We start from the raw sequence: 15,298 nt of genomic DNA on the forward strand, positions 1-15,298 counted from the left end.
TGATCAGTAGTAGTGCACTTCAAACAACAAACAGCCGTCTTCGGAATGGAACGGCCCGTGCTCGGTGTGCGCCGCCCTGAAGAAGTAACCGCCATCCCGATAGGTTTTTTCAGGGCGATCTTTACTGGCTGACTCTGTCTGGTCGCCTTCAATCAAATACACTTCTTCGTGATAATCGTGCGTGTAAATCTCACGGGTACCACCGCCCGGATGAAAGCGCACCAATCGCGTGCGAATACCGGTTTTATTGATAGAATCTAAGGTGTCCTTGAATACCGTCAGGGTAATACCGCGCTCAGATGTCACCTCGACCCATTGGGCCTGGTCAGCTTCGATGACTGCTACGTTCATGCCACGCACTCACTGACATTTTCACGCATGGCGACACGCAAGTTGTCCCACAAGGCCAGACGACTTTGCACGGCGGCGATGGCCGACTCATACACTTCTTCCTGGCGTTGCGCATCACCGTTGACCAGGCGTGCGAGCAGGCTTTCCGCCGCCGGGCCGTGATCTTCGGAGTCAACTTCAATATGGCGTTGCAGGTAGTAGCGGAACGTCGGGGCATCGTCGGCAGTGATTTCCCAGTCATCGAGAATGCGCTGGAACATCTCTGGAATCACGCTCTCGCGGCCATGCAGGAACGCGGCGGCGACACTGTGCGTCGACGCATTGATTGCGGTTTCGATGGTATCGGTCACGAACGCGGAAGCCGCCAGGCCTGCTCCACAACGGTCCAACGCGGTCTGCAGATCGACGCCTTCACGCATCAGCTTGACGAAGAATTCGATCTTGTCGGTGCTGGCGCCAACTTCACGCATGGCATGCAGGTAGAGTTCGAAATGACTGTAGTGACCGCCCTGCAGGTTCTGGTCGGACTCTTCGCCGAGGATGATTTCGTTGATCAGGTGAGCTGCCGCCGGGTCCAGTGGTGGGAGCCAAGGCAGGCGAGTACACGTCAGGTCCTGTTGCAGGCGCTTGGCCAGGGACATGAAATCCCACACGGCAAAGACATGGGTTTCCATAAAGGCGCGCAGGACAGGCAATGAATTGATTTCAGCAAAAATCCGATGATTGCCCAGTTCCGTTTTCTTTGCGTTCAATAGCGACTTTTTATCTTCCATGGTGCTTTCCTTATCAGGCTTAGTTGCGTTCAGGCCACGCGACATATACCGACCTGCCTTTTTCAGGCATGAGCAGGCTTATCTCGCCATTACCGGCCAGCACGGTATATATGTTAATTAAGTTACACGGTGAATCTTCGGCAGACCGAGCGGTCACCCGCCGAAGCAAGACGAAACTTAGAGGAAGTTCATAACGATCGGCAAGTGTTTTCTGGAAAAATAATACTAAATATTTCCAAACTACAAAACACACAACAACAGAAGCCCGAGCAAAGTTTTAAATATCAACTTTGTCGGGCGATAGTTTACCTACTCGCTTTTCGCGAGCATTAGCAAACTGCATGTCATTGCTAAGTTAGCAATCCACTAAACCGTCAACAGGCCTGTCGCCTTTTTTCCATTCAAGTTCCCTCTTGTTTGCTGAGAAGCGCCGCGCATCAGTTGCCGGCCAAGTGCATTCAATTCTTTGCTTGCTGACGTAATGCCAATGCCGCCACACCACACAGGACCAAGGCGATACAGGACACGTAGAACGCATCGCTGTAGGCCATCAGGTAGGCCTCGCGGCGCACGGTACGCATCAAGCCCTCGAGGACTTGCTGCTGGGCGGGCAGCAGTTGGTTGAAGACGAAGGCTTCGCTGTCTGCCATGCCGGCGCGCAGGCGCTCCTGGAATGACGGGGAAAACAAGGTGATCGACTCGCCGACTCGCTCTGAATGAAAGCGCTCGCGCATGGCGACAATCTGCGTCAACCCGGCAGTGCCCACGGCTCCGCCCAGGTTGCGCAGCATGGAAAACAGGGCAGAGGCAGAACCGGCTTCATCCTTGGCCAACCCGGACACGGCCAGCACCGAAAGCGCCACCATGATCAACGGTTGCCCGATGCCCCGTACCACAGTGGACGGGATGATCACGTTGGCGGCGCTGTCCATGTCCAGATGCGCGCCGAGATAGCAGCCCAGGGCCATGATGAAAAAGCCGCTGGCAACCATCAGTTTTGGGTTGAGCCACTTCATCAGGCGCGGCATGAACGGCGCCAGCACCAGTTGCACCATGCCGTAGGCAATCAGGCTGATCCCGATTTCCCGGGCGTTGTAGCCCTGCAGTTGGGACAGGTAATTGGGCACCAGAAAGACCAGGCCGAACGTGGCCCCGCCAAAAATGAACATCGCTGCGCTCGCCACGCCGAAGTTGTAGCTCTTGAGCAGGCGCAGGTTGATGAATGAGCGGCTGCCGTAGAGCTGTGACAGCACGAAATACACCAGGGCGACGCCGGCGGTGAGCGACATCCATACGATGAAATCGGAGCCGAACCAGTCCTTGCGTCCGCCTTCTTCAAGCACGATCTGCAACCCGCCGAGGCCGACAATCATGGCCAGGATGCCGCCCCAGTCGCCGCGCTTGAGCAGGCTCAATTGCATGGGTTTGGCATCGATGGACCATGCCACCGCCAGCAGCAGGAGAATGCCGGGGGCCAGTTGCAGGTAAAAAATCCAGCGCCAGGAATACGCATCGGTCAGCCAGCCGCCGATGGACGGCCCGGCGGCCTGGGCCACGCTGTTGGACAGGGCGAACAGGGCCATGCCCATGGCGATCTTGCTGGGCGGCAGTTCCGTGATGATCAGTTGGAACGACAACGGGATCAGCACCGCGCCGGCGGCGCCCTGGATCACCCGAATGATGATCATCACTTCCAGGTTGGGTGCCCAGGAGCAGGCAATGGAAGCCACTAGAAATACAAACGAGCCCACCAGCATCACCCGGCGCAGGGAGAACACCTGCACCAGCCAGGCGGTCAGCGGGATCATGACGATTTCCGCAACCAGATACGCCGTGGAAATCCACGAGCCTTCTTCAAAGGTCGCCCCCAGCGAGCCTTCGATTTCCGGCAGCGCGGCGCTGGTCACGTGCACGTTCATGCCGGCCATGAAACAGCCGAACAGCCCGCCGATCACGGCCACCCAGGCGCGAAAGGAGACGGTTTTCTCGCCAATCTCAGTCATGCGCGGCGCCCTGGGCAGTAGGACGGGTATCCACCGTCGTGATCACCGACATGCCCGGCAGGATGGGGCCGCCGTCATCGTGCTGATCGATCACGATCTTCACCGGAAAACGCTGCACGATCTTGGTGAAGTTGCCGGTGGCGTTGTCCGACGGCAGCAGCGCAAATACCGCACCCGAACCGGGCGAAAAACTCACCACATGGCCCTTGAGCTTGCGCCCTGAATAGCTGTCGACGCTGATATCCACCGTTTGCCCGGCGCGCATGTCACGCAATTGGGTTTCCTTGTAGTTGGCCACCACGTAGGCCTGCTGCAAGGGCACCACGGCCAGCAGCGGCAGGCCCGGCGCGACATATTGGCGGGTGCGCACCTTGCGCTGCCCCACTACCCCGTCGATCGGCGAGCGGATCAAGGTGTCTTCGAGCGCATGGGTCGCCAGTTTCAACTGGGCCTCGGCCTGGTCGCGCCGGGCTATCTGTTGCTGCAGCGAGGCATCGGCCAATTGGCGGCGGGTAGTGGCGACATTCAGCCGGGTTTCCTGCTGGCGCTGCATCGCCCGGGCAATGTCCACCGCGGCGCTGGCCTGGGTGTAACTGGCCGCGGCGCTTTCCAGGCGCTGGGCGCTGGCGGCATGCTCGCGGACCAGGCCTTCATAGCGATGTTGATCCAGACTGGCGCGGCGCAACTCCGCCCCCACGCTGCGGGTATGCGCCTCGGCCTGGGCGACACCGGCCTTTTGCTGTGCGATCAGGCTGTCGGTAACGTGCAGGTTGGCCTGCTCGGCGGCAATCGAGGCTTGTGCTTGCGCCAACTCCGCACGGGCTTGGGCCAAGCGCGCCTGGTAGTCACGGTCCTCGATGCGCACCAGCACATCCCCGGCCTTGACGGGCTGGTCATCCTCCACCAACACCTGGGCTACGTACCCGGACACCCTTGGGCTGATGGGAATCCAGTCGGCACGCACGTAGGCGTCGTCAGTCTGTTCCAGGTAACGCCCGACGGTCATCCAATACACGCCGAACGCCACCGCTGCGATCAACAACGCAGCACCACCGAGCAGGATCAGATTGCGTTTGCGGCGTTGCTTGCGGGCGTGCATGAGCTGCTCGAGCACATGCTCCTGCTCATCCTGCACAGCGGTTTTTTCATCAACAGCGATATTCATGGCTGGGTACCGGAAAAATGGGCGGAAGCGTGGGTAAGTGCAGCGGCCGGAGCCTGGGCGGAAGCGGATTGCCATCCGCCCCCCAGGGCGCGAAACAGGCTGATCTGGCGCTGCAGCAATTGGCCATCGGCATCGGCGCGCGTGGCTTGCAGGCGGATCAGCTCACGCTCGCTGTCGAGCACATCGAGAAAGTCGATGGAGCCGGCGTTGTAGTTGAACTGCGCCAGCTTGTAGGCATGCCGACTGCTATCGAGTGCCTGACTCAAGGCGGCGTGGCGCTGGCGCTCGCCGTCGTACAGCGCCAGGGCCTGGCGTACGTCCTTGAGGGCCCTGAGCACGCTGTTTTCGAATTGCGCGACTTCCACCTGCTCGAGCGCGCGCGCCTGGTTGACCCGCGCACGGTTGGCACGCCAGTTGGGGAACTGCCAGGTAATCAGCGGACCGATGCCAAACATCACCGCGCTGCTGTCCCCCAGTTCATGGGGCTTGCTGGCCGAGGAAGACACGGAGGCGCCAAAAGTCACCTTCGGATACAGGTCGGCCTGGACGATATCCACTTGCAAGGTGGCGGCTCGCAATGCTCGCTCGGCCTGACGGATATCAGGTCGGCGCGCCAGTAATTGCCAGCCATCGCCCACCGGCAGCGCGGCACTGAGTTGCGGTACCACTTCGCACGTCGCCGCGCCTGAACCCTGCTCCAGGTCAGCCACGCCGGTCAGCATCGCCAGCTCGTACAACGCCGACTCGCGGCGCGCCTCCAGCATCGGCAACAGGGCCAGGGTTTCGCCCTGCAGGGCCTGCATGCGGCTGTATTCAAGGTCTGTCACCACGCCGGCCTGACGCTGGCGATCGGTCAGCGCCAGGCTGCGCCCGACCACTTCCAGTGAATGGCGCTGCACTTTGGCGCGCGCGCCCAGGGCGCAGGCATTCACGTAGGCGCGAGTGGTTTGCGCGGCGACGGTGATGCGCAGCAAGTCTTCGGCATCCTGAGCCGCCGCCGCCTGAACCTGCGCCCGTTCGATGCTGCGCTGGACCTGGCCCCACACATCCACTTGGTAAGCCAATTCGAAACCAGGGTTGAAGGCCCACTGCGACGGTGCGTGGCTGTCGGTGGCCTTGGCCAGGGTCTGATCGTCGGCAGTCTTGCCGTAGACGGCGCCCAGTGACGCATGGGTTGACGGCCAACGCTCGGCGTCGGCCTGCATGATGCCGGCCAGCATCGACTGCACATGGGCCTGCGCCGCCGCCAGGTCGCGGTTATGTTCCAGCGCTTGCTGCACCAGCGCGTCGAGCTTGGGATCGTTGTACAACTGCCACCAACGGTCGGGCAAGGCCTGGGCCGACACACCCTGCGGCAGGCGGCTCAAGGCATCGATGCGCGAAGGGTGCGGTTGCGCCGGCACATGGGTGACCCAGGAAGAACATCCTGCCAACCAGACGACAGCCACGCCCAGGAGCGAAAGACGGCAGTGCCGCGTGGAAAATGAAGGCGAACCCATCGCAGAAATCCAGAGTGCTGAGTAGAGACGCAGGTTAAGAGAGCACCGTGCTGCGCATCTCCCGAGTTCCAGACAACCATCGTTTCGATTGGGACAACTTGGCTGCGCAGCCGGATCCAGAGCGCCCGCCGTCCAGGCGCACGTACGCATGGCCCTGCGCAAAGGCGGGCCATGTCCAGTAGGTGGGGGTAGCGCGGGGTCGATCAGACCAAACGGCAGTTGCTGGGTGTGTAGCCCATGGTGCGTTTGAACATTGCCGTGAAAGCGCTGGGGCTTTGGTAGCCATGCTCAAGCGCCACTTCCAGAATGGACACGCCGCAGGCCAGGCGCTGCATGCTCAGCAGCAGTCGCGTGCGCTTGCGCCACTCGCCATAACTCATGCCCAACTCTTTCTGGAACAGCCGAGCCAGGGTGCGCGAACTCATATTGAGTTGCACCGCCCAGCTCTCCAGTTTCGATTCCTGGGAAGGGTTGTCGATAAAGTCGGCACACAGCGACTTGAGCCGCGGCTCGTCTGGAATCGGCACATGCGCCAATACTTTCTGTGCCCTGTCGAGTTCAGAGAAGATCAGGTCGACAATCTGCCTGTGACGCACCACCGCCGGCTCGCTGTCAGGTGTTTCGGCGGCGGCGATGATCAACTCACGCAGCAGTGGCGACACACGGATGACGTGGCACTCCTCCGTCAAGGCGCGGTGGGCGCCGGGGCTGATCAGCAACGTGCGCATGCGCACCTCGCCCGTCATGCGGATCTGGTGCTCCTGCCCGGAGGGGACCCACAGCGCGTGCCCGGAAGGCACCACCCAAGTGGTGCCGACAACCGATACCAGCATGACGCCGTTGATGGCGTAGACCAACTGGCCTTCGTCGTGTCGATGCGAGGCAACGATATCGCCGTGACCATAGTTACCGGTAAGCGCCGCCAATGCGGTATGCGCATTCATCTCAGGAAGGCACCGCAGCACTCGCCACGCTGAGCAGGCCCAGACGCGATGCGCGATTGACGGCACTCGTCACCGCCTTGAGGGACGCCAGCAAGATGCTGCCATCGCGGGCGGCACCGAACAGCAACTGGTTGTTCACGCGGATCTCCACATAAGCCAGTGCTTCAGCCTGGGCACCGTCACGGGTGGCATGTTCGTGGTAATCGGCGATATCGAAGTGGATGCCACGTTGCGCGAATGCGTCGACCAGCGCCGCCAGCGGGCCGTTACCTTCACCGCTCAGTTCAAGGGGGCTCGCGCCGCCGATCAGCGTGCCTTCCAAGTAAGTCACGTTGCCCTCGCTGACCAGTTTGGGCTGCAACAAAGTGTAAGGCTTGCCTTGGTCGAGGTAGTGCCGGGTAAAGCAGGCCAGGATCATCTCGCCACTGACTTCCTGACCGGAGGCATCGGCTTCCTGCTGCACCAGACTGCTGAATTCCATCTGCAGGCGCCGCGGCATCACGATGCCATGTTGTTCCAGCAGATACGCCACGCCACCTTTGCCCGACTGGCTGTTGACGCGAATCACCGCTTCATAGCTGCGTCCCATGTCGGCGGGATCGATCGGCAAGTACGGCACTTCCCACAGCCCATCGGGATTGGCCTGGCGGGCCGCGAAGCCTTTTTTGATCGCATCCTGGTGCGAGCCCGAAAACGCCGTGAACACCAGCTCCCCGGCGTAGGGATGGCGCGGGTGCGTGGGCAGTTGGTTGCAGAACTCGACTTCACGCTGCACGTGGATGATGTCCGAGAAATCCAGTTGCGGGTCGATACCGCTGGTGTAGAGGTTCATTGCCAGCGTCAGGATATCCACATTGCCGGTTCGCTCACCGTTGCCGAACAACGTGCCCTCGACCCGCTCGGCTCCGGCCAGGCAAGCCTGTTCGGCGGTAGCGACCCCGGTACCGCGATCATTATGCGGGTGGACACTGATGACTACGCTGTCACGCCGGCTGAAATGGCGGCAGAACCACTCGATCTGATCGGCGAAGACATTGGCCGTGGAGACCTCCACAGTGGTGGGCAGATTCAGGATCATTTTGTTCGACGGGGTCGGGCCGAAAGCATCGGTCACCGCTTCGCAGACCTCCAACGCAAAGTCCAGTTCGGTGAAGCAGAAGGTTTCAGGGGAATACTGGAACGTCCACTGCGTATCTGGATTGTTGTCCATGTGGCGCTTGATCTCACGCGTTGCCTGGGTGGCAATGTCGATGCAGCCGGCCCGGTCCACGCCGAACACCACCTCCCGGAACACTGGCGCGGTGGCGTTGTACACATGCACGATCGCGCGCGGAGCGCCTTTCAAGGCTTCAAACGTACGCTCGATCAAATGGCTGCGCGCCTGCGTCATCACTTGGATAGTCACATCGTCGGGAATCGCACCACTGTCGATCAATTCACGCACGTAATCGAAATCGGTCTGGGAAGCGGCAGGAAAGCCTACCTCGATCTCCTTGAACCCCACCTTGACCAGCAGCTCGAAGAAACGGCGCTTGCGCTCGGCATTCATGGGTTCGATCAATGCCTGGTTGCCGTCACGCATGTCGACACTGCACCAGGTTGGCGCTGCAGCCTGCACGACACTTGGCCATTGGCGGTCCGGGAGGTCCACGGTAGTAAAATGGCGGTATTTGCTAGAAGGGTCCTTGAGCATCATGTCGCTTCTCCTTTTTAGAACTGATCGGCGGTAGCGTAGACAGCCTTGCTGAACGCATCCGACATTGGATCCAATACTAAACACAGAGAGCTTGACATGAATTGCGTATTTGGCGCGACAACATGAAAGAAATTACAGAAAAAATCATAAATTGAAAAAATAGTGGTGATTTCTTTCAATATACGAATTTATAGGGCAATAAACCCTTTAAGAGCAGGGTTTAGACGATGATCGAAATTGAGCGCGACGGGGCGTGGAAAATAGCAAAAAGGCTACTGAGGGGGATAGGTGATGGCGGTTGAGTCGTTCGCTGAGAGGTAGCGACTATGTACGTGGCGCATAGAGCGCATGTTCAGCATATTTCAGGCAAAAAAAAACCCGGAAATCCTCACTTGCGTGGGCCTTCCGGATTTTCTAAACCGCCAAAAATGGTGGGTCGTGTGGGATTCGAACCTACGACCAATTGGTTAAAAGCCAACTGCTCTACCAACTGAGCTAACGACCCGCTGTGTGGTGGCGCGTATAATACTGATTTCTAAGGATTATTCAACACCTTATTTGAAAATAATTCAAAATTATACGCAGGGGCCATAATTCAGTCGGTTGAACGCCTCGCATCACAGCCTGATCAGGCATATCAACGCCCCGGCTCGTCGTTCCAAAGGTATTTGTGCAACTGCAATTGCAGGCGCACCGGCAGGTTGTCCGCGACCACCCAATCCGCCAGCTCACGGGCATTCAGGTCGTGATGGCTTGGGGAGAACAGCACCTCGCCTGCACGACGCTCAAGGCCATACTGGATCAGCTTGGACGTCGCCCAGTCATAATCGTCTCGCGAACAGATGACGAACTTGACCTGATCGTTGGCCGTCAGCAAGTCGATGTTCTCGTAGCGGTTGCGGTGAGCTTCTTTGGAATCGGGGGTCTTGAGGTCGACCACTCGGCTCACACGCGGGTCTACCGCAGAGATGTCCAAGGCGCCGCTGGTTTCCAGCGAAACCTCGTATCCGGCGTCACACAGCTGCTTGAGCAAGGGGATGGCATTGGGTTGCGCCAACGGCTCGCCGCCTGTCACACAGACGTAGCGCGGTCGGTAGCTGGCAACCTGCTCCAGGATGTCGTCCAGGGTGCGCACAGTGCCGCCGCTGAAGGCATAAGCACTGTCACAGTATTGGCAACGCAAGGGGCAGCCGGTGAGCCGTACGAATACGGTGGGCAGCCCTGCGGTGCGCGTTTCACCCTGTAACGAGTAAAAAACTTCGGTAATACGTAATGTGTCTTGCATAGTCGCCACGGGCGTAACAGCTAAACAGGCTGTCCGCCTCCGTCAGGCACTTCAGGGGATTGCGCCAACGCGTCAATCCCAGGAAGCGTGTGTCATAAAAGGGCGTGGATTCTAACGAAAAAACCCGCGCCAGGCGCGGGTTTCTTCTAAACGGAGCGCATTGCTTACAAGCGTTGCAAATCCCGTTGGGCCAACTGCGCAGCGGAAGTACCCGGATACTGGGCGACGACCTGCTGCAAAATGCCTTTGACCTTGTCGGCATGGCCAAGGCGGCGTTCCACGTCAGCGAGTTTGTACAGCGAGTCCGGCACCTTGGCGTGCTTGGGGTACAGCTGGCTGACCTTGGCAAACGCCTGGCCTGCCCCCTGCAAATCACCCTTTGCCAGGTTGACCTCACCCAACCAGTACTGGGCATTGCCCGCGTATTGGCTGTTGGGGTACTTGCGCAGGAATGCGGTAAACGCCTGGCTGGCCTTATCGAAATCCTTGGCCTTGATCAGGTCGAAGGCTGCATCGTAATACAGTTTTTCCTTCGCCGGATCACCCGGTTCACTGCTGGCAGCCGGGGCCTGGCTGGCTGCCGCGGCTCCCGCTGCTGCGCCACCGGCGGCAGCACTGGGCGTGCCACCGGCAGAAGAATTATCAGGAGTAGCGGCAGGTGCAACACCGGCTCCAATACGTCGATCAAGATCCTGGTAACGCTCCAGGCCTTCTTGCTTAAGCTGGTTCACTTGATTCTGCAGAACTTCGATGGCGCCTTGTTGCTGGGCCAATTGATCCTGCATGCGTTGCAGCTGGTTGAACAGTTCGCCCTGTGCCGAAGGCGCGGCCGTAGCCGCCCCCCCAGCATAGGCGCCGTTCGTGCCATAACCCGCTGGCGGATAACTGCTGCCGCTATTGTTATAGCCAGAGTTGCTATCCGTTACAGGAACCGCAGCCCACACCGCAAGCGGTGTGAGGCTGAAAGCCAATACAGTTAGAGCACGACGGCACGTTCGCATGACGAATTACTTACGCAGTTCGACGCGACGGTTCTGAGCCCACGACTGTTCGTCGTTGCCAGTTGCAACTGGACGCTCTTTACCGTAGGAAACCAGTTCCAGTTGGCCTGGAGCAACACCTTGCAGTACCAGGTAGCGCTGAACGGCTTTCGCACGACGCTCGCCCAGTGCCATGTTGTACTCACGAGTACCACGGGCGTCAGTGTTACCTTCCAGAACAACGCGAGCGCCGTTAGCTTTCAGGTCCTTGGCGTGAACGTCCAGAGCGCGCATGGCTTCTGGCTTCAGGTCCGAACTGTCGTATTCGAAGTAGAAAGTGGTGATCGCGCGCAGAGCAGCTTCTTCGCTCAGGGAGCCGTCGACTGCACCAGTGTTAGCGCCGTAACCAGCGTTTGGATCAACAGCTGCGCCTTCACCGGCATTGTCGCCGCCTTTAGAGGAGCAACCAACGGCTACGGACAGAGCCAGAGCCAGAGCAGCAAACTTACCAAACTTCAGCATTTCCATCGTGAAACTCCTAATGAACCCCAGTGTGTTAAGTACTTCTTTTTGTAGCGCCGCGTCAGTTCAGGTAAGGGGACCAGGATGGTTCTCTGACTTCGCCTTGTGCGGTAGGAAGCGGGAGCCTTACGCGTCCATTAATGGACACGAGCATCAAGACTCCCCGGCCCTGCTGGCGGGTGGCGTAGATTACCATGGTGCCGTTGGGCGCAACAGTGGCTGACTCATCAAGGTTGGTATCTGTAAGGATTTTTACGGTTCCGCGCTGCAAATCCTGGGCCGCAACCCGGAAATTAGTGAAACCATCCTGACGGTGAATCATTACTAACGTCTTTTCATCGGCCGAAAGCTTGGGGTTGGCGTTGTAGTTACCGATAAAGGTCACGCGTTCCGCGCCACCACCACCCACGCTGGCTTTGTAGATTTGAGGCTTGCCGCCACGGTCGGAGGTGAAGTAGATGGTCGAGCCATCCTTACCCCAGAACGGTTCGGTATTGATGCCCGGGCCGCTGGTCACACGAGTGATTTGGCGCGAAGCCATGTTCATCACGTAGATGTCCGGGTTACCGTCCTTGGACAGCACGAATGCCAGGCGCGAACCATCCGGCGACCAGGCTGGCGCACCGTTGAGGCCTTCGAAGTTGGTGATCTGCTCACGACGGCCAGTATCGATGTGCTGGACGAAGATACGCGGACGCTTCTGTTCGAACGACACATAGGCAATACGCTTGCCGTCCGGCGCAAAACGCGGCGACAGGATTGGCTCGCGCGATTGCAGCAGGGTCACGGCGCGTGCGCCGTCATAGTCGGAGCGCTGCAGGGTGTAACGCGTGTTGTCTACGGAGAAACGCTCAGCGGTGACGTACAGCATGCGTGTGGAGAACGCACCCTTGATACCGGTGAGCTTTTCAAACGACTGGTCCGAAATATAGTGGGCCATGTCACGCAGTTGCTCGGCGGTGCCCGAAACGTTGCCGGTCAGGACCTGCTGTTCGGTGGCCACGTTGAACAACGTGTACTGGATCTGCAGGCGACCACCGGCCGGTGTGATGCTGCCGACCATCAGGTACTGCGCGCCCACGGCCTTCCAGTCGCGGAAGATGACTTCGCTGGCCTGGGTCGGCTGGCTGATCATGTTGCCTTTCGGAATCGGCGCGTAATAGCCGGAGTTGCGCAGGTCGTCGCTGACGATCTGGGCCATGTCGTCCGGCAGCACGCTGCCGCCCTGCCAGCCGAACGGCACTACCGCGATCGGGGTAGCCCGATCGCTGCCGCTGGTAACCAGAATGTTCTTTTCATCCGCCGCCGCTATCCCTGCCATGCAGCAAATAACGACAAGCATTCCTCGAAGAAGGTTTCTCACAAGGCTAGATCCTCAGGTGTGAATGTCATCTTGAATGAACGATAGGGAGCGAAGTCGCTTGGTTTCATTCCCTGCATCTCGGTCAACCGGCCAATATTCTTGACTGCGGCAACCGCCGAACTGTCGAACGAACCGTCACCACTGGACTTGGCCACGCTGACCGAAGTCACCGTACCGTCCGGCAACATGCCGATCTGCAGCACTACTGTCATGCCTTTACGTGCCGAAGGTGGACGTGTCCAGCCTTCCGCTGCCCGCGCCCGGATCAGGTCGTCGAAACTGCCCGCGACTTCATCGCCACGCTCATCGGCCAAGGCTTGCTGACGCTGCGGCGTGTCGGAAAGCAAATCTGCCAGGGCCTGGGCCTTTTTCTCTTCGGCGGATTTACGGGCTGCTTCCTGGGCCTTTTTCTTGGAGGCGTCGGCGGCAGCTTTCTTCTTCGCTTCGTCGGCGACTTTCTTTTTCGCCTCGTCTGCTTCAGCTTTTTTCTTGGCGTCTTCGGCGGCTTTCTTCTTCGCGTCTTCGACGATCTTTTTCTTGGCTTCTTCAGCGGCCTTTTTCTTGGCCTCTTCCTCGGCAGCTTTCTTGGCTTCTTCTTCGGATTTCTTCTTGGCTATATCAGCCAATTGTTTCTCTTCGGCCTTTTTGGCTTCGGCAGCTTTCTCGGACTTCTTGGCTTCATCAGCCTTTTTCGCCTCGTCAGCTTTCTTCGCTTCGTCAGCCTTTTTCGATTCCTCGGCCTTTTGAGCCGCCTCTTCTTTCTTTTGTTCCGCAGCCGCCTTCACCGCTTCCTGCTCGACCTTCTTCTGTTCCATCTGCTCGACTTCGGTCTGGCGCGCAGCCGACTTCTGGGCCTCACCCGCAATCTTCTGATTGGTCTGGGTGGTGGCCTGACTTTTCGATTTCAGCTGATACAGGGTCGCCTGCACGATCGGCTTGGCTGGCGGCAGGTCCGGGGTCATGGCAAAGCTGACGAACAGCATGCCGAACACCAGGATGTGCAGGGCAATTGCCCACACGCCAGGCCAGAAGTAGCTTTCCGAGGCGGACGGCTCTCGCTGTTGCTGCATCAGGGCGCCTCGGTAATCAAGCCAACGTTACCGACGCCGGCCTTCTGCAGCCCGCCCATGGCGCCCATGACGGAGCCATAGTCGACCGACTTGTCACCGCGAATGAACACCTGGGTGTGCTTGCCGCCTTCGTTGCCGGAGCGAATGATCTTGGTCACGGCGTCAGTCATTGCCGGCAAGGTCAGGGCCTTGTCCTGCTGCTTCTGCGTGTCGACTTCGCTGCCAAGGTTCCAGTAGTAGGTCTTGTCAGCCTTGATCGAAATGGTCAGGACCTGAGTGTTGTTGTCTTGCGGCAGGGCTTCACTGGAAACCTTGGGCAGATCAACCTTCACGCCCTGGTTGAGCATCGGCGCGGTCACCATGAAGATCACCAGCAGCACCAGCATCACGTCGATGTAGGGCACTACGTTCATCTCGGCGACCGGCTTGCGCTTTTTGCGAGCTCGAGCGATTAAAGCCATTGGGAATTACCTGCTTATTCTTCGCTGGTGTGCACTTTACGGTGCAGGATCGCCTGGAATTCATCGGCGAAGGTGTAGTAACGGCTGATCAACGTTTCGCTGGTAGCGGCAAAACGGTTGTAGGCAATTACTGCGGGGATAGCGGCGAACAGGCCGATCGCGGTGGCGATCAGGGCTTCGGCGATGCCCGGGGCCACAGTGGCCAGGGTCGCTTGCTGGGCCTGGGCCAGGCCACGGAAGGAGTTCATGATGCCCCATACGGTACCGAACAGGCCGATGTACGGGCTGACGGAGCCCACAGTCGCCAGGAACGGCAGGCTCTGCTCCAGTTTCTCTTCTTCGCGGGAGATGGCGACGCGCATGGCCCGGGCCACACCTTCCATCACCGCTTCCGGGTCAACGCCCGGTTGCTGGCGCAGGCGCGAGAACTCCTTGAAGCCGGCGCGGAAGATTTGCTCGACGCCCGAATCCGGGTCCGGATTGCTGCCAGCCTGGCGATACAGCTTGGACAGGTCGATACCCGACCAGAAGCGCTCTTCAAAGCTCTCCAGGGCACGTCGACCGGCACGCAGCAGGTTGCTGCGCTGAAAAATCATGACCCAAGAGGTAACCGATGCGGCTACCAGGGTCAGCATGACCAGTTGCACCACGACACTGGCATTGCTGACCAGGCTCCACATGGAGGAATGGTCGACGACGGTAGGTTCCACGCTAAATCTCCTGCTTTGATTGTTTACCCGCGCCGCTCACGGCGGCAAAGGCCGCACGTAGAGTTTCGGGAATGGCCCGAGGTTTCAAACTGTTGGTGCGTACACACGCCACCAGGAACTGCCCCTCACAGAGCAGCGTTGCATCCGTAGCCCGCCTGACCTGCTGTTTGAATCGCAGGCTGGCACGGTTCAATTCGATGACTTCAGCGCTGACCAGCAGTTCATCGTCCAGTCGCGCCGGTGCGTGGTAACGCGCCTCGCTGGAATGCACGACGAATAACAGGTCCTCCCCTGCCAGCAAGGATTGGGCAAAGCCCAGCTCCCGTAGCCGCTCGGTTCGAGCCCGCTCCATGAATTTCAGGTAATTGACGTAATAAACGATGCCGCCGGCATCAGTGTCCTCGTAATAAACGCGACAGCGATGTGCGAACGACTGATCCCCGTTTTGCGCGCGCATACTCTAGTGCTTACTCCTC

At 59.2% G+C, this 15,298-nt stretch carries 15 protein-coding genes and 1 tRNA gene; all 16 read right to left on the minus strand.

What is annotated here, in order from left to right:
* Window positions 1-3: 3 nt before the first annotated feature.
* The gene (locus C4J91_RS21585; RefSeq protein ID WP_124364172.1) at window positions 4-351 is read right to left on the minus strand and encodes a DUF4437 domain-containing protein; all 348 of its coding nucleotides are present in this window, start codon (window positions 349-351) and stop codon (window positions 4-6) included.
* Window positions 348-1,124, minus strand: coding sequence for a DUF3050 domain-containing protein (locus tag C4J91_RS21590; protein ID WP_124364173.1), 777 nt, complete (start codon window positions 1,122-1,124; stop codon window positions 348-350). The genes C4J91_RS21585 and C4J91_RS21590 overlap by 4 nt, the downstream gene beginning before the upstream one ends.
* A gap of 458 nt (window positions 1,125-1,582) precedes the next feature.
* Entirely contained in the window at window positions 1,583-3,127 is a 1,545-nt protein-coding gene (locus C4J91_RS21595; protein WP_124364174.1) for a DHA2 family efflux MFS transporter permease subunit, read from the minus strand.
* Window positions 3,120-4,292, minus strand: coding sequence for an HlyD family secretion protein (locus C4J91_RS21600; protein ID WP_124364175.1), 1,173 nt, complete (start codon window positions 4,290-4,292; stop codon window positions 3,120-3,122). The genes C4J91_RS21595 and C4J91_RS21600 overlap by 8 nt, the downstream gene beginning before the upstream one ends.
* Complete coding sequence (locus C4J91_RS21605; RefSeq protein ID WP_124364176.1) at window positions 4,289-5,791, minus strand: TolC family protein; 1,503 nt, start codon at window positions 5,789-5,791, stop codon at window positions 4,289-4,291. The genes C4J91_RS21600 and C4J91_RS21605 overlap by 4 nt, the downstream gene beginning before the upstream one ends.
* A 203-nt stretch (window positions 5,792-5,994) precedes the next feature.
* The gene (locus tag C4J91_RS21610) at window positions 5,995-6,735 is read right to left on the minus strand and encodes a helix-turn-helix domain-containing protein (protein ID WP_124364177.1); all 741 of its coding nucleotides are present in this window, start codon (window positions 6,733-6,735) and stop codon (window positions 5,995-5,997) included.
* Window position 6,736: 1 nt separating this feature from the next.
* The gene (gene leuA, locus C4J91_RS21615; RefSeq protein WP_124364178.1) at window positions 6,737-8,431 is read right to left on the minus strand and encodes a 2-isopropylmalate synthase; all 1,695 of its coding nucleotides are present in this window, start codon (window positions 8,429-8,431) and stop codon (window positions 6,737-6,739) included.
* A gap of 429 nt (window positions 8,432-8,860) precedes the next feature.
* A tRNA-Lys gene (locus C4J91_RS21620) sits at window positions 8,861-8,936 on the minus strand.
* 132 nt (window positions 8,937-9,068) lie between these two features.
* Window positions 9,069-9,716, minus strand: coding sequence for a 7-carboxy-7-deazaguanine synthase QueE (gene queE, locus C4J91_RS21625; protein ID WP_124364179.1), 648 nt, complete (start codon window positions 9,714-9,716; stop codon window positions 9,069-9,071).
* A 164-nt stretch (window positions 9,717-9,880) separates the two neighbouring features.
* The gene (ybgF, locus tag C4J91_RS21630; protein WP_124364180.1) at window positions 9,881-10,717 is read right to left on the minus strand and encodes a tol-pal system protein YbgF; all 837 of its coding nucleotides are present in this window, start codon (window positions 10,715-10,717) and stop codon (window positions 9,881-9,883) included.
* A gap of 6 nt (window positions 10,718-10,723) precedes the next feature.
* Complete coding sequence (gene pal / locus C4J91_RS21635; protein WP_003193861.1) at window positions 10,724-11,224, minus strand: peptidoglycan-associated lipoprotein Pal; 501 nt, start codon at window positions 11,222-11,224, stop codon at window positions 10,724-10,726.
* Between the two features lie 55 nt (window positions 11,225-11,279).
* Window positions 11,280-12,560, minus strand: coding sequence for a Tol-Pal system beta propeller repeat protein TolB (tolB, locus tag C4J91_RS21640; RefSeq protein ID WP_177412836.1), 1,281 nt, complete (start codon window positions 12,558-12,560; stop codon window positions 11,280-11,282).
* A gap of 17 nt (window positions 12,561-12,577) precedes the next feature.
* Window positions 12,578-13,651 (minus strand): cell envelope integrity protein TolA, encoded by a 1,074-nt coding sequence (tolA, locus tag C4J91_RS21645; RefSeq protein ID WP_124364182.1) that lies wholly within the window; start codon window positions 13,649-13,651, stop codon window positions 12,578-12,580.
* Window positions 13,651-14,103, minus strand: a complete 453-nt coding sequence (gene tolR / locus C4J91_RS21650; RefSeq protein WP_161793227.1) for a protein TolR — start codon at window positions 14,101-14,103, stop codon at window positions 13,651-13,653. Before tolR ends, tolA begins: the two co-directional genes overlap by 1 nt.
* A gap of 23 nt (window positions 14,104-14,126) precedes the next feature.
* Window positions 14,127-14,822 (minus strand): protein TolQ, encoded by a 696-nt coding sequence (gene tolQ / locus C4J91_RS21655; protein WP_053135845.1) that lies wholly within the window; start codon window positions 14,820-14,822, stop codon window positions 14,127-14,129.
* Between the two features lies 1 nt (window position 14,823).
* On the minus strand, window positions 14,824-15,279 hold the full coding sequence (gene ybgC, locus C4J91_RS21660; RefSeq protein WP_124364183.1) for a tol-pal system-associated acyl-CoA thioesterase: 456 nt from the start codon (window positions 15,277-15,279) through the stop codon (window positions 14,824-14,826).
* Between the last annotated feature and the right edge of the window lie 19 nt (window positions 15,280-15,298).

It is taken from the genome of Pseudomonas sp. R3-52-08, from assembly GCF_003851745.1.
Classification (GTDB): Bacteria; Pseudomonadota; Gammaproteobacteria; order Pseudomonadales; family Pseudomonadaceae; genus Aquipseudomonas.